We start from the raw sequence: 20,406 nt of genomic DNA, 5'->3' as shown, positions 1-20,406 counted from the left end.
TCCGCCCCTTCCGGCATGTCGGCTGTCCTGCCCGCCGGGCTCCGTCTCTGGCAGCAGGAGGCACTGAAGAAATACCTCGAGACCTCGCCGCGCGACTACCTCGCGGTGGCGACCCCCGGTGCAGGTAAGACGACCTTTGCACTCACCGTGGCGCGTGTCCTGCTGGACCAGCGCGTCGTCGAACGCATCGTCATCGTCGTGCCCACCGAGCACCTCAAGAGCCAGTGGGCGGCGTCGGCGGCACGTCTCGGCATCTCACTGGACGCCGAATTCACGAACTCCTCGGCCGTCAACCCCTCCCACAACGGCGTGGTGGTGACCTACGCCCAGGTCGGCATGAAGCCGACCAAGCACTACCAGGTCGCCACAGCACGCAAGACGCTGGTCATCCTCGACGAGATCCACCATGCCGGCGATGCCAAGAGCTGGGGAGAGGGTGTCCGATTCGCCTACGACCAGGCGGAACGACGCCTGGCGCTGACCGGTACCCCGTTCCGGTCCGATGACTCACCGATCCCGTTCATCCTCTACAAGGAGATTGACGGGGCCCTGGTCTCCCAGGCCGACTACACCTACGGATACTCCGAGGCACTGTCTGACGGTGTGGTGCGTCCCGTGGTCTTCATGTCCTACTCCGGCAACACCCGGTGGCGGGATTCGGCGGGCGAGGAATACGAGGCACGTCTCGGCGAGCCGCTCAATGCCGAACAGACCGCCCGGGCGTGGAAGACAGCCCTGGACCCGAAGGGGGAGTGGATCCCCGCGGTCCTCGCCGGAGCGCACACCCGTCTGCTCCAGCTGCGGCAGTCCATTCCGGACGCCGGCGGGCTGGTCATCGCCACCGACACGACCACCGCACGTGCCTACGCGAAGATCCTGGAACGTATCAGCGGCACCACGGTGACCGTCGTGCTCTCCGACGAGGCAGGGTCGAGCGACCGGATCCGGCACTTCTCGGACAGCACCGATCTCTGGATGGTCGCCGTGCGCATGGTGTCCGAAGGGGTGGACGTGCCCCGCCTGGCCGTCGGTGTCTATGCGACCTCCGCCTCGACTCCACTGTTCTTCGCCCAGGCCGTGGGACGTTTCGTCCGGTCCCGGCGCAGGGGTGAGTCCGCCAGTGTCTTCCTGCCCAGCGTGCCGGTGCTCCTGGACCTGGCGTCCAACATGGAACGGCAGCGCAACCACGTGCTGGGCCAGCCGGACCGCCCGAACGAGGGATGGGACGATGAGCTGCTGGTCCAGGCGAACCGGGAGGAGACCGAACCGGACGAGCAGAAGAGCTACGAGTCCATCGGTGCCGAAGCCGAGCTCGACAGTCTCATTTTCGACGGCTCGACCTACGGCACGGCGACGATGGCCGGGTCCGAGGAGGAACAGGACTACCTGGGGCTTCCCGGACTGCTCGACGCAGACCAGATGAAGACCCTGCTACGCGCGCGTCAGTCCGAGCAGCTCGACGCCCGGGCCCGCGAGGAGGTCGCCCGCAAGGAACAGGAACGTGAGGCGCGACGCCGGGGCGAGGGCCTCTCCGGCACCGACGGTGCCGGCAACCACCGCGAGCGGGTGGCCAGTGAGGAACTGCCCGCCCTGCGCAAGAAACTCAACACCCTCGTCGCCGCGAAATCGGCACGGACCGGACGGCCCCACGGAGCCATCCACAACGACGTCCGGCGCAACTGCGGCGGCCCGCCCACCGCCCTGTGCTCGGCGCAGCAGCTGCAGGACCGGATCGCCTACCTCCGGGACTGGTGAGGCAGGGTCGTCGGCTACGCTGGACACCATGGCACAGCAGCGTCCGAAGAACCCGTCCCGGCCCCCGCAGCGACAGAGTCGGCTGGGGCTGGCAGCGTTGCTGCTCGGTGTGATGGCTCTTCCCGCGGCACTCATGCCCGTGCTCGGGATCATCATCGCCGTGGTGGTGCTCATCGTGGGGCTCGTCGCCCTGGTCCGCGCCGTCCGGGTGCCGGAGATCAGCTGGACCTATCCAGGAATCGCCGTGGTCATCGCGGTACTCGCCCTCGCTGCCGCGAGCCTGGTGACCAGCGCCGCCGACGACAAGATCAAGGACTGCGGCGCCACCACCGTCGACCAGGCCGACGACTGCCTGCGCGACGGCAACTGACCCCCACAGCACAGACGACGACCCCCGGCCACCATGGCCGGGGGTCGTCTGTCTGACCGGGGAACTCTAGTCCAGGTAGTCGCGCAGCACCTGGGAGCGCGACGGGTGGCGCAGCTTCGACATGGTCTTCGACTCGATCTGGCGGATACGCTCACGCGTCACCCCGTAGACCTGTCCGATCTCGTCGAGGGTACGGGGCATACCGTCGGTCAGACCGAACCGCAGCTTGACCACACCCGCCTCACGCTCGGAGAGGGTGTGCAGGACATCCTGCAGCTGGTCCTGGAGGAGGGTGAAGCTCACCGCGTCGACCGCGATGACGGCCTCGGAGTCCTCGATGAAGTCACCGAGCTGGCTGTCACCCTCGTCACCGATGGTCTGGTCCAGGGAGATCGGCTCACGGGCGTACTGCTGGATCTCGAGGACCTTGTCCTCGGTGATGTCCATCTCCTTGGCGAGCTCTTCCGGGGTGGGCTCGCGGCCCAGGTCCTGGAGCAGCTCGCGCTGTATACGGCCGAGCTTGTTGATGACCTCGACCATGTGCACCGGGATGCGGATGGTGCGGGCCTGGTCGGCCATCGCGCGGGTGATGGCCTGGCGGATCCACCAGGTGGCGTAGGTGGAGAACTTGTAGCCCTTAGTGTAGTCGAACTTCTCGACTGCGCGGATCAGGCCCAGGTTTCCCTCCTGGATCAGGTCCAGGAAGGCCATACCACGGCCCGTGTACCGCTTGGCCAGGGAGACCACCAGACGCAGGTTCGCCTCGAGCAGGTGATTCTTCGCCTTGCGCCCGTCCCGGTCGATCTCGCGGAGGTCGCGCTTCTGGATCGGTGAGACCTTCTCACCGGACTCCTTGATCTGTTCCATCTTGTAGGTGGCGTACAGGCCGGCCTCGATTCGCTTGGCCAGGGACACCTCCTGCTCGGCGTTGAGCAGCGCCACCTTGCCGATCTGCTTGAGGTAGGCGCGGACCGAGTCCGCCGACGCGGTGAGCTCGGCGTCCTTGCGTGCCTGACGGAGGGCGGCGGATTCGTCCTCGTCCCAGACGAAGCTGCCGTCGGTGGCTGCCTTCACTGCGGCTGCACCGGTGGTGGGCGCATCTTCATCGGCGTCGTCGGTGTGTTCGTCGTCCGCGTCCGCGGCGACAGCGACGGCGGGAGTACCCGCGTCGTCATCGTCGTCATCGTCGGGGTCCAGGTCATCGTCGGCCGCGAGGTCTTCGTTGTCGTCGATGTCGTCGAAGTCTTCCTCGACGTCGTCAAAGTCACCGGGATGATCGGGATCGTCGATGTCGTCGTCATCGACGTCACCGGAACCTTCCGCGTCCTTCTTCTTCGCACCCCGACGGGTCTGCTCGGCCTCCACGGCCCCTGAAGCGGACTTCTTCGTGGCGGCCTTCCGGGCGGTGGTCTTCTTTGCCGCCGTCTTCTTGGCCGTGGCCTTCTTCGCGGTGGTCTTCTTCGCGGTGGTCTTGCGCGCCGGTTCGGCTGCGGTGGAGGCTTCTGTGCCGGCGTCCGTCGACGTCGGTGCCTCGTTGACGGCCGGGGTGGCGGCCTTCCGGGCACTGGTCCGGGCAGTCTTCCGGGCTGCCGTCTTCTTGGCTACCTTGCGTACCGGTGAGGAACCGCTGTCGGAGCCGGGGGTGGGGGAGGTGTTGACCGCCACGGAAGACCTTTCTTACGGGGACGGGGACAGAAAAATGACGTGGTTGCACTTCAGCGGCGCCGGGCAGATACCGTCGCGCGATGCGGAGTGCTGATGTAACCGCAATCGACCCCCTATTATAACCCAGAGCGGGAAAACGCAACGGGGGGGACCGCTACGGGGGCGGTGATGCAGGGTGGATCAGGGACGGATACCGTCGCGTACCGCACCGGCAGCACCGACGATGCCGGCCCGGTTGCGCAGTACGGCAGGGAAGATCTCGGCGTCGACGGCCAGGTGCGGCCCCCATTTCTCGAATTTCCGGGAGACGCCGCCGCCGACGATGATGCGCTGCGGGTTGAGGATCCTCCGGTACTCCTCCAGGACACGGTCGACCCGGCGGGCCCATTCGCGGTAGCTGAGTTCCTCACGCTCCTTGACCGCGGACGACGCCCATTTCTCGGCGTCCATGGCCGGGAAGATGAGGTGACCGAGCTCGGTGTTCGGGTAAAGGGTGCCGTTGACCAGCAGCGCCGAACCGATGCCGGTGCCGAAGGTCAGCAGCAGTACGGCGCCTTCACGGGCACGCGGGTCGCCGTAGCGGGCCTCGGCGAGTCCGGCGGCGTCCGCGTCGTTGAGGACGGCCACCTCTCGGGGTTTGCCGTCGACCGCGAGGTGTCGGGAGAACAGCTCGGCGCAGTCGGTGCCGATCCAGGAGTGGTCGATATTCGCGGCGGTCAGTGCCGTCTGGTTCTGGACCACGGCGGGGACGGTGATGCCGACCGGTCCGTCCCACTCCGCCTGCTCGAGAAGCTCGGCGACGACGTCGGCGACGGCCTCCGGAGTGGCGGGCCTGGGAGTGAGGATCTTGATGCGCTCTCCGATGAACTCACCGGAGTCCATGTCGACGCGGGCCCCCTTGATGCCGCTGCCGCCGATGTCGATGCCGAAACCGGTTGTGCCTGCCGTCTCTGTCGTCATGGTCTGCGATGCTACCGGAGTCTCAGCCGGCGCATCCGGTGACGCCGGGGGCGGGGGCTGGCACCATGGGGAGCGTGTCTACCCCAGAGAATTCCCCTGCCCATGTCCTGCTCACCGCCGACGATACGGAGGTCCCCGGTCGGGACGTCGTCTCCGTTATCGGGGACCGTACCCCGGAAGACCTGCGTCAACTGGCGGTCACGGTCGCTGCGGCGGCTGCCGGCCATGTCCGTGAGGCACGGCGCCACATCGTCGGTCCCGATGGTCGGGTGCCCGTCGCCGCGACGAAGAGCTCGGACGTCGACCCGGTCACCGCCGTCGACCGGTCCAGCGAGGAACTGATCCGGGGGTTTCTCGCCGACCGGGCCCCGGGTGACGCGATCCTGGGGGAGGAGGACGGCGGGGTGCTCCGGGAGGACGCGGTGACCTGGGTCGTCGACCCGATCGACGGCACCGTGAACTTCATCTACGGCGTCCCCGCCAGTTCGGTGAGCGTCGCGGCGACGGTCAACGGCGTGCCGGTGGCGGGGGCGGACATCGCCCGCCACCGGGTGTTCTCCGCGTGTGTCGGTGGACCCGCGCAGGTCGGTTCCGAGAGCGCCGCGGGTGGTGACGTCCACCCCCGGTCCCGGATCCTCGGTCCGGTCACCGGACCCGCCGGTCTGTCGGAGGCCCTGGTGGGCACCGGGTTCTCCTATTCGTCCGCGCGTCGCGCGCAGCAGGCTGCCCTGCTGGTTGAGCTGCTGCCGCATATCCGTGACATCCGTCGGCTCGGGTCCGCCGCGCTCGACCTGTGCGCGGTGGCCGCCGGAGCACTGGACGGTTTCTACGAACACGGTCTCGGCCCGTGGGACCACGCGGCCGGAGCACTGATCGCGGCACGGGCAGGTGCCCAGGTGCACATGCCCGTACTCACCGCCGGCTACGACGACGGTGTGGGGGTGCTTGCTGCTGCTGCGTCGGTGGCCGGCGAACTGGCAGGTCACACGGTTTCTGTGCGGATGGTCGACAACGCGTGAGGGGGAGTGGAGCGGGGGTGGTCAAGGAGTGAAGTGACAACCGGCCGCGCCTGATTTAGTATGCGCGGGACAACCCCCGGTGAACGCGTTCTGACCGGCGCTGCTCCGGGAGTCACTCCACGACAACAGCACATGCACGATGCCCTTTTCGGGGATTCAGGAGGCAGCACCATGGCGACCGACTACGACGCTCCACGCACCCGTCCGGAAGATGAGATCGAGACCGACTCCCTGGAAGGGCTCAAGGCCGCGGAAAAAGCGGAACCGGAGATCGACGACACCGACGACGGGGAGGTCGTCGAGCCGCTGGACATTCCGATGTCCGACCTGTCCGGGGAGGAGCTCAGCGGTGAGGTGATCCCCCGCCAGACCGACGAGTTCACCTGCTCGGTGTGCTTCCTGGTCCAGCACCGCAACCGTATCGCGGAGGACGAGGGTAACGGCGAGTACATCTGCGTCGACTGCGCCTGACACTGCCGACACCGCCGGACACTGGTGCCGGATCTCCCGGGGGACGGGAAAGGCCCCTCCACCGCACGGTGGAGGGGCCTCTGTGTACCGGGGTGCCGGCGGATCAGGGCCGATCAGGAGACCGGGGCGCCGAACGCCTTGAGGAGTTCCTCGGGTTCCGCGGTGGACACCAACCAGTAGGGGGTGGGGTCGTCCGGGTCGTCGAGGACGAACATCGCCATCGCCGGGATCCATGTCCGGTGGGCGACATAGGCTGCCGGATCGAGCTGGCGCCCCATTGCGGCACGACGTGCGGTCGGGGGCACCGGGACCGTCCGGGACACCGCCGAGCGTGGCAGGGCGGCGTCCCCGACCCGTAGCCAGGTCTCACCGGTCTCGTCACGTTCGACGATGACGCGGTTGCGGGAGGCGTACACCAGGCTCCAGATCACGGCGGCGAGGGCGATGATGCCGACGACGGCACCCCAGTACCATTCCCGCTTCATCTGACCCTGCCAGGCGAGGAGCGCGGCAACGCCGATACCTATGAGCCACCACGACAGCGGGACCGGTTGGCGCTCGGAATAGAGGACCGCGGGCCCGGATCCGGGGGAACTGGTGCCGGACGGCTCCTGTGCTGGTTCCGGGGCCACGTCATGTCCTGTCTGGTCGGGGACGTTCACAACCACACAGTGTAGCCCGCCGGGGGACGCGGACCATAGACGGCCCGTAAGGGGTGACATAGCTGGACGGTAGACTACGGCCCATGACCGAGACCCCCGATGAACCCTTGCGTGTCCACCGGCTCGACCCGGAGCTTCCGCTGCCGCAGCGGGCACATCCGACCGACGCCGGAATCGACCTCTGCAGTGCGGAGACCCTGACACTGGACCCCGGCGAGCGCGCCCTGGTCGGGACCGGCCTGGCCGTCGCGCTTCCCGTGGGAACAGTGGGGCTGGTGCACCCCCGCAGTGGCCTGGCGTGGAAGAAGGGTCTGTCGATCGTCAACGCCCCAGGGACCGTCGACGCGGACTACCGTGGAGAGATCAAGGTGTGTCTGATCAACCTGGACCCGCGTGAGCCCGTGGAGATCACCAGGGGAGACCGGATAGCCCAGCTGCTCGTCCAGCAGGTCAGCCTCTGCGATGTCGTGGAGGTCACCGGCCCCGTGGAGCTCGGAGACACGGTCCGTGGCACCGGCGGTCACGGTTCCACCGGCCTCTGACACGCCCGGCACAGTCACCGACGCACACCAAGCACGCACAGCAGTACCGAGGAAAGGACCGACCACCATGTGGCCATTCGGTAAGAGCAGGAACTCCTCCGCCCGCCCCGAGAACGAGACGGTGGAGTCACCGCACTCCGGCGCGGTCGCCGACGCCACTCCGGAGACCGGTGCGCCCGCCGCGGATGCGGGAGCACAGGGCAGGGCACAGGACGCGGCACAGGGCACGGCGTCCTCCTCCTACGACCCGGTCAACGGGAGCTTCGGCCCCTTCGACGGTGACTCCGTCAACTACAGGGACTTCGACTTCTCCGATTTCGCCAAGGGCGGCCTTGACCTGGGCTCGATGCTCATCCCGGTGCCTCACAAGGGTGAGGTCCAGGTGGAGATGGGTAAGGAAGGCCCCCGCCAGATCCACATCCTCACCCCCTTCGGCCGGATCACCCCGGCGGCCTTCGCGGCTCCCCGCAGTGGCGGTCAGTGGGCCTCGGACATCGACGGTTTCGCCGAGAGCATGGCGGGCGACGGACTGGAGGTCACCCGACGTGACAATGACTGGGGTGTCGAACTGGTCGGCACCGTCGGCGACGGAGTGGTCCGCGTCATCGGTGTCGACGGTCCGCGCTGGATGCTGCGGATGACGCTGGCGGGTCCGGCGACGTCGGCTGAGGAGTTGGCCGAGCTGTCCTACGAGGTCATCTCCCGGACATTCGTCAACCGTGGGTCCGAGCCTGCACCGGCGGGTCGCTCCCTGCCGGTGGCGATCCCGCAGGCGATGGCCGACGAGCTCAAGCGCACCCTCGCCCAGCAGCAGCAGGCCCAGGCACAGAAGGCGCAGAAGTCAGCCCCGGCTGCGTCTCCGGAGGCCACCGGGGACGCCACCCGGAATGCACCGGTGCAGCCGGAACAGGCCCGCCGCCGCACCGGGGGCACCGCGTCCCGGCAGATGGGTGACTCCGAGTGACCGGAGAACTCGAGGAACGCAGCGACCGCGACGGACCGAGCATCCTCGAACAGCTCGGCGGCACGTCCGGGATGGTCTCCACCGTCATCCCGGTACTCGTTCTCGTCCCGGTCAACGCGAAGTGGGGTCTGGGCCCTGCCCTCATCGCCGCCGTGGCCGTGTCGATCGCCGTCTTCCTGTGGCGGCTCGCCCGACACGAGACGCTCATGCCCGCGGTCTCCGGTCTGATGGGGGTGGGCCTGTGTGCGGTCATCGCCTGGCTGACCGGTGACGCCAAGGGCTATTTCGCCTACGGCATCTGGTACTCCCTGGTCGCCGGCATCGTCTTCACCGTCTCCACCCTGGTCCGCTGGCCGCTGGTCGGACTGATCTGGCACGGCATCAACGGCGAGACACAGCGGTGGCGGACCAACCGCACCGCCGTGCGTGCCTATACCGTGGCCACCCTCGCCTGGGCGATCGTCTTCTTCGCCCGGTTCATCGTCCAGCAGTGGCTTTACAACCAGGATGACGCGGTCGGCGCGCTCGGAGTCACCCGTATTCTCATGGGACTTCCCCTCACCGCGGTGGTTGTCCTGGTCACCGTGTGGGCGGTCCGGACCGCCGGACGTGCCGAACGCGGCGAAGACACCACCGCGGTATCCACCGGACGCCACGTGGCACCCGAATCAGACTCAACGGACGAGGAATCACTGTGACCGATCAACTGACCCTGGACATCACCGGTCCCGCCCATGGTGGAGCAGCCGTTGCACGGTGTGGCGAGGACGCCGGGGAGCGCTCCGGACAGGTCGTCTTCGTCCGTGGGGCACTGCCCGGCGAGACCGGCGTCCCCGTCGTCCTGGACGAGAAGACCTCCGGCAAGCGGAGGTTCCTCACCGGCCGTCTCGCTGACGTCGCACAGATCGGCGGCCCCTCCGCTCACCGCGTCGCCCCGGTCTGTGCCGCGGCCGCGGCCGGAGCCGGCTGCTGTGACCTCGACTTCGTGGACGCCGAGGGGTCATTGGAGTGGAAGCGTCAGGTCGTCGTCGACCAGTTCGCCAGGATCGGGCACCTCGACCTCACGGATGTGACAGTGAGCGCCACGTCCCCGGCCCCGTTCACCGGGTACCGCACCCGGGTCCGACTGGGGGTCGATGCCGAGGGCAGGGCCGGTCTCCGTAGCTCCGGCAGTCACGGGATCATCCCGGTCGCCGAGGCGGTCTGTGCCCAGTGGGCCCCGGCGCTTGTGGACGGTCTCGCCGAGGAACTGGTGTCCTTCACCCTCACCCCTGGTGCGGAGGTCTGCGTGGCCGTCGGTACGGACGGGGCGCGGTCTGTCGTGGAGCTGGTCAAGGAATCCACCGGGCGGAAGACCACCCGGGGACGCCGCGACCACCGCCGCCGTAACGGGGCGGTGCGGCGGCGGACCCGCCGGACCGTGCTCAGCGGTGACGGCACCGTCACCCACGCGGTCAACGGTGTGACCTGGACCGTCCCGGTGGAAGCCTTCTGGCAGGCTCATGTAGCCTCCCCGGAGCTCTACAGTGACTGGATCACCTCGACGCTGGCAGGTGACGCTGGCGTAGCAGACGCAGTGCCCGGCGACGGATCTCCGGCCGCCTGGGACCTCTACGGCGGTTCCGGTGTCTTCTCCGCCGCACTCACGGCCGCCCTGCCCGGCGCGCAGGTCGACTGTGTCGACGTCGCCTCCGAGGCCACCGCCGCCGGGGAGCAGGCACTCGCTGACCGGGACGTGCGCTTCGTCGCCGGGGATGTCGCCAGCCACATCGCCGAATTGCGCGGCGGCAGGGGACTGGCGGCAGTGGTGCTCGATCCGCCGCGTACCGGAGCCGGTGACCGGGTCCTCGAGGAGGTCGCGGCCCACCGCCCCGCCCACGTACTGCACATCGGCTGTGACCCGGCGACCGCCGCCCGTGACGCCGCGACCCTGGCCTCTGCCGGGTACCGTCCGGTGTCCCTGACCGCGGTGGACGCCTTCGGTCTGACCCACCATGTCGAGGTCCTCAGCCACTACGTCCGTGCCACCGAGTGATGGTCCAGGTGATGCTGCCATGACCGATCTGCCGATCCTGTCGACCGTGTCCTCGCCGGCGGATCTGCGTTCCCTCGACGAGCCGACGATGGTGCGGCTGGCGGCGGAGATCCGCAGTTTCCTCGTGGCAGAGGTCTCGACCACCGGCGGTCACCTTGGTCCCAACCTCGGAGTCGTCGAACTGACCCTGGCCGTCCACCGCGTCTTCACTTCCCCGTCGGACCCGGTCATCTTCGACACCGGCCACCAGGCCTACGTCCACAAGATCGTCACCGGTCGCCGCGACCTCTTCGACACCCTGCGACAGCGTGACGGACTGTCGGGATATCCGGCCCGTGACGAGAGTCCGCACGACTGGACGGAGTCCTCCCACGGGTCGGCGTCCCTGTCCTACGCTGATGGTCTGGCGAAGGCGTTCGCCGTCACCGGACAGACCGACCGACGGGTCGTCGCGGTCATCGGGGACGGGGCACTGACCGGTGGCATGGCCTGGGAGGCGCTGGAGAGCATCGCCGAGGGTGTCGACCGGCCGGTGGTCATCGTCGTCAACGACAACGGACGGTCCTACCGGCCCACCGTCGGCGGGCTCGCCCACACCCTCGCCGCTCTGCGCGACCGGGGTGTCGGACGTGGCACGGCGTCCGGGCACCCCCGACGCCTGATCCACGGGCTACGCCACCAACCCGCCGGCGAGGTCAGTCCACGGACCCTGTTCAGTGACCTGGGACTGACCTATCTCGGCCCCGTTGACGGCCATGACCTTCACGCGCTGGAGGACGCCCTGCGCCGGGCGCGGGACCACGGTGGACCCGTCATCGTCCACGCTGTGACGGAGAAGGGGCACGGCTACGCCCCGGCGCTGGCCGATGACACCGACCGGATGCACTGCATCGGCGTCACAGACCCGGTCACCGGGGAGAGCCGGGCGCAGCAGACCCGCCACTGGACCGATGTCTTCGCCGGGAAGCTCGTGCGTCTGGCGGAGGAACGGAAGGACATTGTCGCGGTCACTGCGGCGATGACCGACCCGACCGGGCTCACCAAGTTCGCTGAGCGCTTCCCCGACCGACTCTTCGACGTCGGCATCGCGGAACAGCACGCGGTCACCTCCGCGGCCGGTCTGGCCCTCGGGGGGCTGCACCCGGTCGTCGCGCTGTACTCCACCTTCCTCAACCGGGCCTTCGACCAGTTGCTCATGGACGTCGGCCTGCTGCATCTGCCCGTGACCTTCGTCCTGGACCGGGCAGGGATCACGGGGCCGGACGGGCCCAGTCACAACGGCATGTGGGATCTGTCCCTCACCGCGGTGGTGCCGGGAATCAGGATCGCCACACCCCGCGACGGTGTGCGCCTCACTGCGGCTCTGGACCGCTGTACCAGCGTCACCGGGCCGACGGTGCTGCGCTTCCCCAAGGGGACGCTGCCTCCGGCTGTGCCGGCGCTGCGGGAGACCGCGGACTACGACGTCCTCGCCGAACCAGACGGGGACGCCGGGGACACAGTCGCCCGCAGCATCCTCGTGGTCAACTACGGTGCATTGACTGAACAGGCTTTCGCGGCGGCTGAGGCCCTCACCGACGCCGGCTACGTCGTCACCCTCATCGACCCGGTGTGGGTGACGCCGGTCGCCGACCCGGTCGTGGACCTCGCGGCCGACGCCGACCTGGTCATCACCGTCGAGGACAACGGAGTCCACGGTGGTGCCGGTCAGCAGCTGCACCGGGCACTGGCCACCGCCGAGGTAGACACTCCCGTGCGTTACCTCGCCGAGGACCAGACCTTCCCCACCCACGGCACCCGTGACGAGGTGCTGGGCGACTACGGCCTTGACGAGGCGTCAGTCGTCCGTCGCGTCCTCGACTGGGCAGGGCATCTCTTCGGCGATCACGGGAAGTAGCGCCGGGATCAGCAGGTCTGACTGCCATGCCCGGGCGTCCTGCGCGGTAAGAAGACTGCCCATGGCGTCCTCGGCCCATCCGACGGGGTCCTCGGCGTAGCCGGACGCCTGCCCGGCGTCCAGCGTCTCGAGCAGCTGGGCGGCGTCCCAGGCCACCGAACGCACCGAGGCTGAGACGACGAGTTCCGACGGGTGCAGGTCCAGCCGTTCGGCGAGGTCGTCGACCGCGGTCCGGAAACCGGAGGCCAGCCGACCCGCCACCGGGTAGTCCTTCGCCCAGGTGCGGTGGTCCGGGCGTCCTCTGGGGCTCCGAGGCCGGTCCGGCAGCACCGCAGCATCCACCGACAGTGCATCGCGCACCCCGGCCACCAGGCGGGCCTGCAGTTCTCGGGACATCTGCGGGCCCTGGCGTCCACCGGACCGTCCCCGTCCGCCGTGGCGGACGCCGCGGCGGGAGTCACCGCGTCCCGAACGGAGCATGTCCTCGGCCTGGTACGGTGCGCGGGCCATGTCCACGATCACCGAGGACCTCAGCACCTTCTCCGGGGGAGTGTCGCGGCGTCGCGCCACCTCGGTACGGATATCGGTGAGCCGACGGGCCATCTCCAGTCCGCGGGGGTCACGCACGGCGCCGATGCCCCGCAGTCGTGTCCAGTCCTGGGCCTGCACCGGCCGGGACCAGTCCGCACTGACGTGGTCACATTCCTGCCGGTACCAGCCGACACGGTCAAGCCCCTCGGCCTCACTACGACGCCGCAGCCGGGACATGGCCGTGGCCAGCAGTTCGACGAGCAGTTCCACGTCCAGCGCGGCGTAGGTCAGCATGTCTGTCGGCAACGGTCGGGCGGACCAGTCCTCACGGCCCTTGTCCTTGGCCACCGTCACCCCCAGCAGTTCCTCCAGCATCCCGGCCAGGCCGATCTGCCCGAAGCCGAGCAGCCGGCCGGCGATCTGCGTGTCATGCAGCAGGGGAGTGTGCCACCCCAGCGTCGTCAACGCCGGCAGGTCCGTGTGCGCGGCATGCAGTACCCACGGCAGGTCGTTCAACACCGGCGCCAGCAGCTCCCCGGCGTCCGGCACCACCGCCGGGTCCACCAGGTGTGTCCCCGCCCCCGCACGCCGCAGCTGCACCAGCCAGGCGCGGTCGTCGAACCGGAAGCCGGAGGCGCGCTCGGTGTCCACCGCGACCGGGCCCGATCCGGTGGCCAGCACCTCGGCCACGTCGGCGACGGCATCAGAGGTGTCGGCGAGTGGGGGCAGTCCTTCCCGGGGGGAGGCGAGGTAGCGGGTGTCAGTCAGGTTGTCTGCGGTGTTCTCCACGGGATTCAGTGTCCACCCCGGGAGGGCAGGGCCGCCACTCCCGCAGGGGGGAGACCCGCGACCGAGGCCAGGACCTCGGAGAACGCCGCCACATGTCCGGACAGGTCCGTTCCCGTCGCACTCCAGGACGCCCGCATCTCCAGCTGGTGTGCCCGTGGTGGACCCCCGATGTCCCCGTGGCGCACCGAGGTCGTCGACGTCACCGTTCCCCCCAGGTCCTTGTAGCCCACCCCCGGGCCGGACAGCTGGCCGTCGAGGCCGTCGGTCAGCCACTCCCACGCGACGTCCGGCAGCAACGGGTCCCCGACCGTCGCCGCATCCATGTCCGCCTGGATGTAGGCCACCAGACGCATCAGTCCCGGGCCCTCGTCGCCGGCCGGGTCATGCAGCAGGATCAGGCGGCCGAACGCGTCCCCGTCCCCGTCACCGACCCAACCGTCGGCCTGCTGTGCCGCGGTGATCCGGTCGACCTCCAGGCCGACGGCGTGGCTGTACGGGGCAAGCCGCTGGGGTGCCCTGATGTCCGTCAGCGATATCCCCGCCCGGAGATCCGCAGCGGCCATCGACTCCACGGCCTCCCGGAAGCTCACGGGGGCATCGGTGGAAGGGGTGTCAGTGGTGTCAGTGGTGTCAGTGGTGTCAGTGGTGTCAGTGGTGACGGTGTCTGCTGAACTGTCTGGACTCACAACCGGCACACTATCGGTGCAGGTCGCCAAACAGGGGTAGGCGCGCCGAACCCCCCGGAGTCGGTGACGGGTACACCCACACCGCCGTCCGGGGGCATAATCGGAGACTGTGACTCTGCCGACTTCAGCCAGCCCAGACGCGAACCCGACCGACGCCGGCCTCGCCGCCGCTACCGCCGCACGCCGTGCCGCACCGGACGCTCCCTTCCTTGTCGCAGCCGCCGGAGGAACCCCCTCCCGGCGACCCGTGTGGATGATGCGCCAGGCAGGACGCTCACTCCCCGAGTACCGCGAACTGCGCGCCGGGGTGGAGATGCTCGACTCCTGCTTCCGCCCCGATCTCCTCTCCGAGATCACCCTGCAGCCGGTCCGCCGCCATGACGCCGACGCCGCGATCCTCTTCTCCGACATTGTCGTCCCGCTCAAGGCCGCCGGTGTCGCCGTCGACATCGTCCCCGGCCGTGGCCCGGTGCTGGAGCATCCGGTGCGCACCCCGGCTGATATCGCCGCGCTGCCCACCGTGGAGCCCGGTCAGCTGGAGTCGGTGGTCGAGGGCATCGGGGGAGTGCTCGACGAGCTGCGGGACGACCAGGTGCTCATCGGTTTCGCCGGTGCCCCGTTCACCCTGGCGTCCTACCTCATCGAGGGAGGCCCCTCAAAGAACCACGGCATCACCAAGTCGCTGATGTACTCCGAGCCGCAGACATGGCACGCACTGATGGAGAAGCTGACCCCCACGGTCATCACCTTCCTGCGCACCCAGCTCGAGGCCGGCATCGACGCCCTCCAGCTCTTCGACTCCTGGGCCGGGTTCCTCTCACTGAAGGACTACCGGGAGTTCGTGGCCCCGTACTCGCAGCGCATCTTCGACGCCGTGCGACCCTACGGTGTGCCGATGATCCACTTCGGGGTCAACACCGCCGAACTGCTCGGCGAGATGGCCGCCGTCGGCCCGGACATCATCGGAGTCGACTGGAAGACCCCGCTGGACGTCGCCGCCGCCCGGGTGACCGCGGATCTGCGTGACCGTGGCCTGCGTGTCCCGCGTGCGATCCAGGGCAACCTGGACCCGGCAGTCCTGCTCGCCGGCCCCGAGGTCATCGCCGGGCATGTGCGTCGGATCTGCGCTGAGGGCGATGCCGCCATCGCGGCAGGCAACGCCACCGGCCACATCTTCAATCTGGGTCACGGCGTACTGCCGGAAACTGACCCGGACGCCATCACCCGCGCCTTCGCGGAGGTGCATGCGCTGTGACTTCCCCGACTGCGCCGACCATCGCCGTGATCGGGGGCGGCGTCTCCGGTCTCACCGCCGCCCGGACCCTGCGGCGGCAGCTCGGTGCGGACGCCGACATCCTCGTCCTCGAGGCCTATGACCGGCTCGGCGGCAAGCTCAAGACCGTGGACTTCGCCGACGGTCCCGTCGACATGGGCGCCGAGGCCTTCCTCACCCGCCGGACCGGGCTCGCCGCACTCGTCGACGAGCTCGGGCTCTCCGCGGAACTGCGCGTCCCCTCCGGACTGCACAGCTGTTTCTACGTCGACGGGCAGATGGTGGACGCCCCGGCCCGTACCATCATGGGCATCCCCGCGCGGGGCGCCGATGTCGCCGGCATCGTCTCCGCGGAGACCGCCGCACGCATCGACGCCGAAGCCACCGCCGAGCCGCTCGCCTGGTCCGTCGGTGACGACGTCAACGTCGGCACACTGGTGCGGTCACGCTACGGGGGGGACGCCGTCGCCCGGCTTGTCTCACCGATGCTGGGCGGTGTCTACTCGGCGTCCGCCGACTCCCTCGGGCTGCGGGCCACCGTCCCCGCCCTCGCCGCGGTCTTCGATGACCTGGCGTCCGCCGGGGAACCGGTACGGCTGTCCACCGCGGTATCCCGACTGCTGGCTGAGCGGGAGGACGCCGCGCGCTCCCTCGCCGCGACCGGTGAGAAGCCCGCACCGGTGTTCAACAGTTTCGTCCACGGCTACCGCGCACTGATCCGCGCCCTGGCCGAGGACGCCGACGCCGATATCCGTCTCAACACCCAGGTCGAGTCGGTGAGCCGGTGGCGCGGACGGTTCTGGCTGGAGCCCGTCGGGGAAGTCGACGCCGTCGTCGTCGCCACCCCGGCCCCCACGGCCGCCGTCCTGCTGGGTGACGTTGCCCCGGAAGCCGGTACCCTGCTCGGCGGTATCGACCTGGCGAGTTCGGTGGTCGTGGGCATGCGTTTCGACACCGACGACGGACTGCCGCAGAACAGTGGTGTCCTGCTCGGGACGGATGCCCCGGGCGTCCACGCCAAGGCGTTCACTTTCTCCTCCCGCAAATGGCCGCACCTGGCCGAACGGGGTGGGGCGTTCGTGCGGGCGAGCTTCGGCACCCTGGCCGACGCCAGCCTCGTCGACGCCGACGACCGGACCCTCATCGGCTACGCCGTGGAGGACCTCGCCACCGTCACCGGATTCACCGCCCGGCCGGTGGAGACCTTCGTCCAGCGCTGGTGGGGCGGCCTGCCCAGCTACGGCGAGGGCCACCTCGACCGGATCACCGCGGTGCGCGACGTCCTCGCCGACAGTCCCCGGGTGGCACTGGCCGGATCGGTACTGCAGGGCGTGGGTGTCCCCGCCTGCGCCGACTCCGGGCGCGACGCCGCACTCAAGATCATCGACGACCTTTCACAATCCTGACCAGGAGAAACATGTCCAAGCTGAATTTCAAGGCACTCAATGAGAAGCTGCAGTACACCATGTGGTCCGTGTTCACGGTCCGCAAGGGTGAACTGCCCGTCGAGGACGCCGCCCGTGCCGAGATCGCCGCGGAGTTCGCCGAGTTCCTGGCGTCCTACGACGACGAGGAACTCACCGTCCGTGGTGTCTACGACCTCACCGCCCAGCGCGCCGAGGCCGACCTGATGATCTGGTGGCACGCCGAGAAGTTTGACGACCTGCAGCGCGCCTACCGCCGGTTCCTCAAGGAGACCCGCCTCGGCCAGGTCTGCGACGGGTACTGGTCGAACTCCGCCCTGCACCGACCGGCGGAGTTCAACAAGTCCCACCTGCCGTCGTTCATCATGGGGGAGGAGCCCGGTGACTGGATCGCCGTGTACCCCTTCGTGCGGTCCTACGACTGGTACCTGTTGCCCGACAAGGAGCGGCGCACCATCCTCGCCGAGCACGGCATGGCCGCCCGCGGTTTCGACGAGGTCCGGGCGAACACCGTCCCCGCCTTCGCCCTCGGTGACTACGAGTGGATCCTCGCCTTCGAGTCGCCGACCCTCGACCGCATCGTGGACCTGATGTACCAGATGCGCTACACCGAGGCCCGCCGCCACGTCCGTGAGGAGATCCCCTTCTTCACCGGACGCCGCGTCAACGGTGACCCGGAGGACCTCACCACCTTCATCACCGAGCTCCCCTGAGCCCGGTGACCGGAATCGTCCCGGGCTACTTCTCCCGGAGCTCGAGTGCGAGCCCGTTGATGCAGTAGCGCAGGTCGGTGGGGGTCTCGTAGCCCTCACCGGAGAACACATGGCCGAGGTGCCCGCCACAGGTGGCGCAGAGCACCTCGGTCCTTCTCACACCCAGGGAATCGTCGACCTTCTCGATGACGGCGTCGGAGTCCGCCGGGTCGAAGAAGGACGGCCACCCGCAGTGGGAGTGGAACTTCTCCGTGGAGCGGAACAGCTCCGTGCCACAGCCGCGGCAGACGTAGACCCCCTCGGTCTCGGCGTCCGTGTACTCGTGACTGAAGGGCCGCTCCGTGGCCGCATGACGCAGCACCTGGTAGGAGTCCGGCTCCAGTCGCTGTCGCCACTGCTCGTCGGACAGGGCGGAGAAGTCCGTGAACTCTCCGTCTGACAGGTTGAAATCACTCATCGGCGGTGCCTCGCAGTCTGATCGGTGGTCTGGTCACTACCAGGTGTAGCACCGTCGGACGCCGAGTTGTTCCCGGCGTCCCCGTCCGTGGCCCCGGAGCCCAGCAGATCGCGGACCAGGGCGCCGGCACCAACCGGATCACCCACTTTCCGGCGGGCGACCAGCCAGCCGGTGACGGTGACCGCGGAGGCTGCGACGATGATGCTCCACCCCACAGTCCCGTAGCTGTAATGGAGGATCTCGCCGAGCTTCGGCCAACGGTCGGACTTCCAGGAATCCCAGGTCAGGCAGCAGTAGACACCGAACCAGATCAGGGCGCTGTGCATCACCGAGCGACGGCAGAGCACCGTGAAGATCATCGGCACCAGCAGCATGGAGTAGTACATCTGGCCCAGTGAGCTGACGAGGAAGACCCCGGCCAGCAGTACCGCGGTGGAGGTCGCCGCCCACATGAACGGGTCGGAGTTGCGCCACCACAGCAGTCCGAGGACGGCCACGGCGACGCACAGGGCGGCCAGGGCCTGGCAGACCAGGACCAGCGCACCGGGCCACCCGTAGTGGGCGCCGACGCCGGCGATCGCCGAGTTCGCGTAATCGCGCACCTCACCGAGATAGGGCAGCAGGGTGTCGACGTAGGTGTCGGTGTCCGGCACCAGAAGCCAGCCGACACCGGTGAAGACCACCGGGACGATGATGCCGGAGACCAGGATGCTCCACTGACGACGCACCAGCGGCAGGAACAGCACGACGATGAACTGCGGCTTCACGGTGATCGCCAGCCCGAGCGCGACACCGGCGATGATGCCTGCCCAGGGGATTCCCGGGGCACCCGGTGAGGTACCCGCGCGGTCGCCGCGTCCCCGCAGGATGTTCCAGGACGCCTGGCCGCGGTCGACGAGCAGCAGCCAGAGGAAGATGACCTCGAGCAGGAAGAGGACACCGTTGATGTTCGAGAACAGCAGGGTGTTCGTCACGGACTCGGTGGCGAAGACCAGGAAGACAGCGACAGGAAGCACCGGGCCGGTGAGGCGGCGTCCCACCAGGAGAGTGAGCAGAGCCAGTGCCAGGAGAATGCAGGCTGCGTCCGCCAGGATGAGCAGATTGCGGCCCATGCTCTGGGAGAACATGCCTATCGGGCTGAGCAGGAGAGTGCCACCGGGAGAGTAGAGGTAGTGGGGGTCGTCGCTGGCGTGGTAATCCTCGACGTAGACGGCCGTGCCGTTGACGAACCTGTTCAGTGCGGACCAGACGGTGGTGAAGTCATCGGTCGGGCGATCGTTGCGTGGCGAGATGACGACGCGGTGGATGAGCGTCATGATCGCCAGCGGCCAGGCGGCGCGGGTCAGGATCCGGCATGCCTTGCCGCCACTGACGGGGGCGGGGTGGGCGGTCGCGGGCTCTGTGGAAGGTGTCGTCGTCGAGGCAGTCACGCCGTGAATGTTATCGGGGTATCACCCTGGGGAGGGCAACCCGGTCGACTTCGTCGGTATTACCCGGGAAACGGGGGTACGTGCTGGGTGTGTGCATACAGAAAACGCCGTTGCCGGTAGGCCGGCAACGGCGTCTGAACTGTAGTCCCAACTGGGTTCGAACCAGCGACCTTTCCGGTGTGAACGGAACGCTCTTCCACTGAGCTATGGGACTCTCGGGAACGGCAGTAAATGTAGCACCTCACCTACCCATCTGTGCAAACTCCCACGTCACAGAGGAAGAATGGGGCCCATGAGTGGATTTCATCATGTCGAGTCGTGGACGGCCGGTGGACCGTATCTCACGCTGACCACGTCCCCGAATATCTCCGGACCGGACCATGACCGCCGGGCGCCGGGACTGAACCACCTTGCCTTCGGGGTGGGATCGCCGGCGAGGGTCGATGAGATCGTGGGTGCGGCCCGCCGACACGGATGGCGTCCCCTCTATCAGGAGCGCTATCCCTGGGTGGGTGGGCCGGACCACTACGCAGGATGGTTGGAGAACTCGGCCGGGTTCAAGGCGGAGATCGTCGCCGAGTCGTCGTCCGGCACGGGACGGGACCGTGATCGCGCCACAGGATGGCAGACAGAATGACAGAGATGTCATCCAGGGGATGATTCCGGTGTGGCCACCGAGCCCCGGTAGTTCCGGTGACCTGCATGTTTGTGGCCAATGCGAGGAACCGCTATAGTTCATTCCCGCACCGCACAGACGGTGCAT

20 protein-coding genes and 1 tRNA gene are annotated in these 20,406 nt (G+C 68.5%); 13 read left to right on the top strand and 8 right to left on the bottom strand.

Going from position 1 to position 20,406, the window contains the following annotated elements; translation table 11 throughout:
- Positions 1 to 15 precede the first annotated feature (15 nt).
- The gene (locus CVA01_RS07275) at positions 16 to 1,755 is read left to right on the top strand and encodes a DEAD/DEAH box helicase (protein ID WP_141329789.1); all 1,740 of its coding nucleotides are present in this window, start codon (positions 16 to 18) and stop codon (positions 1,753 to 1,755) included.
- A 28-nt stretch (positions 1,756 to 1,783) separates the two neighbouring features.
- Entirely contained in the window at positions 1,784 to 2,125 is a 342-nt protein-coding gene (locus tag CVA01_RS07270; RefSeq protein WP_014010100.1) for a hypothetical protein, read from the top strand.
- 66 nt (positions 2,126 to 2,191) lie between these two features.
- Here CVA01_RS07270 and CVA01_RS07265 read toward each other — a convergent pair whose 3' ends face one another.
- Both CVA01_RS07265 and ppgK read right to left on the bottom strand, forming a co-directional pair.
- Complete coding sequence (locus tag CVA01_RS07265) at positions 2,192 to 3,790, bottom strand: RNA polymerase sigma factor (RefSeq protein ID WP_141329683.1); 1,599 nt, start codon at positions 3,788 to 3,790, stop codon at positions 2,192 to 2,194.
- 180 nt (positions 3,791 to 3,970) lie between these two features.
- On the bottom strand, positions 3,971 to 4,750 hold the full coding sequence (gene ppgK, locus CVA01_RS07260; protein WP_014010098.1) for a polyphosphate--glucose phosphotransferase: 780 nt from the start codon (positions 4,748 to 4,750) through the stop codon (positions 3,971 to 3,973).
- Between the two features lie 65 nt (positions 4,751 to 4,815).
- On the opposite strand from ppgK, the gene CVA01_RS07255 reads away from it, so the two are divergent.
- Positions 4,816 to 5,769, top strand: a complete 954-nt coding sequence (locus CVA01_RS07255) for an inositol monophosphatase family protein (RefSeq protein WP_141329681.1) — start codon at positions 4,816 to 4,818, stop codon at positions 5,767 to 5,769.
- Positions 5,770 to 5,940: 171 nt separating this feature from the next.
- Entirely contained in the window at positions 5,941 to 6,240 is a 300-nt protein-coding gene (locus CVA01_RS07250; RefSeq protein WP_014010096.1) for a DUF4193 domain-containing protein, read from the top strand.
- Between the two features lie 113 nt (positions 6,241 to 6,353).
- Here CVA01_RS07250 and CVA01_RS07245 read toward each other — a convergent pair whose 3' ends face one another.
- Complete coding sequence (locus CVA01_RS07245; RefSeq protein ID WP_014010095.1) at positions 6,354 to 6,962, bottom strand: DUF3093 domain-containing protein; 609 nt, start codon at positions 6,960 to 6,962, stop codon at positions 6,354 to 6,356.
- 23 nt (positions 6,963 to 6,985) lie between these two features.
- Between CVA01_RS07245 and dut the strand changes: the two genes are divergently transcribed.
- From dut to dxs, 5 genes are all read left to right on the top strand, one after another.
- Positions 6,986 to 7,444: a dUTP diphosphatase gene (gene dut, locus CVA01_RS07240; RefSeq protein WP_014010094.1), complete on the top strand. Its 459-nt coding sequence runs from the start codon at positions 6,986 to 6,988 to the stop codon at positions 7,442 to 7,444.
- A 67-nt stretch (positions 7,445 to 7,511) separates the two neighbouring features.
- Positions 7,512 to 8,408, top strand: coding sequence for a DUF3710 domain-containing protein (locus CVA01_RS07235; protein ID WP_141329679.1), 897 nt, complete (start codon positions 7,512 to 7,514; stop codon positions 8,406 to 8,408).
- Positions 8,405 to 9,106, top strand: coding sequence for a DUF3159 domain-containing protein (locus CVA01_RS07230; protein ID WP_244938192.1), 702 nt, complete (start codon positions 8,405 to 8,407; stop codon positions 9,104 to 9,106). The genes CVA01_RS07235 and CVA01_RS07230 overlap by 4 nt, the downstream gene beginning before the upstream one ends.
- Positions 9,103 to 10,443: a class I SAM-dependent RNA methyltransferase gene (locus tag CVA01_RS07225; protein ID WP_141329677.1), complete on the top strand. Its 1,341-nt coding sequence runs from the start codon at positions 9,103 to 9,105 to the stop codon at positions 10,441 to 10,443. The genes CVA01_RS07230 and CVA01_RS07225 overlap by 4 nt, the downstream gene beginning before the upstream one ends.
- Positions 10,444 to 10,462: 19 nt before the next feature.
- Positions 10,463 to 12,340, top strand: coding sequence for a 1-deoxy-D-xylulose-5-phosphate synthase (dxs, locus tag CVA01_RS07220; protein WP_141329675.1), 1,878 nt, complete (start codon positions 10,463 to 10,465; stop codon positions 12,338 to 12,340).
- On the opposite strand, the gene CVA01_RS07215 is transcribed toward dxs, so the two are convergent.
- Together CVA01_RS07215 and CVA01_RS07210 are read right to left on the bottom strand one after the other, a co-directional pair.
- Entirely contained in the window at positions 12,281 to 13,660 is a 1,380-nt protein-coding gene (locus CVA01_RS07215; protein WP_141329673.1) for an HRDC domain-containing protein, read from the bottom strand. The genes dxs and CVA01_RS07215 overlap by 60 nt on opposite strands.
- A 5-nt stretch (positions 13,661 to 13,665) precedes the next feature.
- A complete protein-coding gene (locus CVA01_RS07210) occupies positions 13,666 to 14,355 on the bottom strand; it encodes a DUF3000 domain-containing protein (RefSeq protein WP_141329671.1) in 690 nt (229 codons plus the stop codon).
- A gap of 100 nt (positions 14,356 to 14,455) precedes the next feature.
- Between CVA01_RS07210 and hemE the strand changes: the two genes are divergently transcribed.
- From hemE to hemQ, 3 genes are read left to right on the top strand one after another with little or no spacing between them, the layout of a single operon-like run.
- Positions 14,456 to 15,601, top strand: coding sequence for a uroporphyrinogen decarboxylase (gene hemE, locus CVA01_RS07205; RefSeq protein ID WP_141329669.1), 1,146 nt, complete (start codon positions 14,456 to 14,458; stop codon positions 15,599 to 15,601).
- 26 nt (positions 15,602 to 15,627) lie between these two features.
- Entirely contained in the window at positions 15,628 to 17,025 is a 1,398-nt protein-coding gene (gene hemG, locus CVA01_RS07200) for a protoporphyrinogen oxidase (protein WP_174775620.1), read from the top strand.
- 11 nt (positions 17,026 to 17,036) lie between these two features.
- Positions 17,037 to 17,756, top strand: coding sequence for a hydrogen peroxide-dependent heme synthase (gene hemQ / locus CVA01_RS07195; RefSeq protein ID WP_141329665.1), 720 nt, complete (start codon positions 17,037 to 17,039; stop codon positions 17,754 to 17,756).
- A gap of 25 nt (positions 17,757 to 17,781) precedes the next feature.
- Here hemQ and msrB read toward each other — a convergent pair whose 3' ends face one another.
- From msrB to CVA01_RS07180, 3 genes are all read right to left on the bottom strand, one after another.
- Positions 17,782 to 18,213 (bottom strand): peptide-methionine (R)-S-oxide reductase MsrB, encoded by a 432-nt coding sequence (gene msrB / locus CVA01_RS07190; RefSeq protein ID WP_041630032.1) that lies wholly within the window; start codon positions 18,211 to 18,213, stop codon positions 17,782 to 17,784.
- Positions 18,210 to 19,643, bottom strand: coding sequence for a glycosyltransferase family 87 protein (locus CVA01_RS07185; RefSeq protein ID WP_141329663.1), 1,434 nt, complete (start codon positions 19,641 to 19,643; stop codon positions 18,210 to 18,212). Before CVA01_RS07185 ends, msrB begins: the two co-directional genes overlap by 4 nt.
- A 142-nt stretch (positions 19,644 to 19,785) precedes the next feature.
- Positions 19,786 to 19,857 (bottom strand) — tRNA-Val (locus tag CVA01_RS07180).
- 78 nt (positions 19,858 to 19,935) lie between these two features.
- Here CVA01_RS07180 and CVA01_RS07175 point away from each other — a divergent pair.
- Positions 19,936 to 20,280 (top strand): VOC family protein, encoded by a 345-nt coding sequence (locus CVA01_RS07175; protein ID WP_014010082.1) that lies wholly within the window; start codon positions 19,936 to 19,938, stop codon positions 20,278 to 20,280.
- The last annotated feature ends 126 nt before the right edge of the window (positions 20,281 to 20,406 follow it).

It is taken from the genome of Corynebacterium variabile (genome assembly GCF_006539825.1).
GTDB lineage: Bacteria > Actinomycetota > Actinomycetes > Mycobacteriales > Mycobacteriaceae > Corynebacterium > Corynebacterium variabile.
Note: the sequence above shows the minus strand (reverse complement) of the source record. Positions and strands in the feature narration are given on the sequence as shown.

Coding starts and splice junctions, on each gene's coding strand:
- CVA01_RS07275 (WP_141329789.1), top strand. CDS start 16: ATGTCGGCTGTCCTGCCCGCCGGGCTCCGTCTCTGGCAGCAGGAGGCA.
- CVA01_RS07270 (WP_014010100.1), top strand. CDS start 1,784: ATGGCACAGCAGCGTCCGAAGAACCCGTCCCGGCCCCCGCAGCGACAG.
- ppgK (WP_014010098.1), bottom strand. CDS start 4,750: ATGACGACAGAGACGGCAGGCACAACCGGTTTCGGCATCGACATCGGC.
- CVA01_RS07255 (WP_141329681.1), top strand. CDS start 4,816: ATGGGGAGCGTGTCTACCCCAGAGAATTCCCCTGCCCATGTCCTGCTC.
- CVA01_RS07250 (WP_014010096.1), top strand. CDS start 5,941: ATGGCGACCGACTACGACGCTCCACGCACCCGTCCGGAAGATGAGATC.
- CVA01_RS07245 (WP_014010095.1), bottom strand. CDS start 6,962: ATGTCACCCCTTACGGGCCGTCTATGGTCCGCGTCCCCCGGCGGGCTA.
- dut (WP_014010094.1), top strand. CDS start 6,986: ATGACCGAGACCCCCGATGAACCCTTGCGTGTCCACCGGCTCGACCCG.
- CVA01_RS07235 (WP_141329679.1), top strand. CDS start 7,512: ATGTGGCCATTCGGTAAGAGCAGGAACTCCTCCGCCCGCCCCGAGAAC.
- dxs (WP_141329675.1), top strand. CDS start 10,463: ATGACCGATCTGCCGATCCTGTCGACCGTGTCCTCGCCGGCGGATCTG.
- hemQ (WP_141329665.1), top strand. CDS start 17,037: ATGTCCAAGCTGAATTTCAAGGCACTCAATGAGAAGCTGCAGTACACC.
- msrB (WP_041630032.1), bottom strand. CDS start 18,213: ATGAGTGATTTCAACCTGTCAGACGGAGAGTTCACGGACTTCTCCGCC.
- CVA01_RS07175 (WP_014010082.1), top strand. CDS start 19,936: ATGAGTGGATTTCATCATGTCGAGTCGTGGACGGCCGGTGGACCGTAT.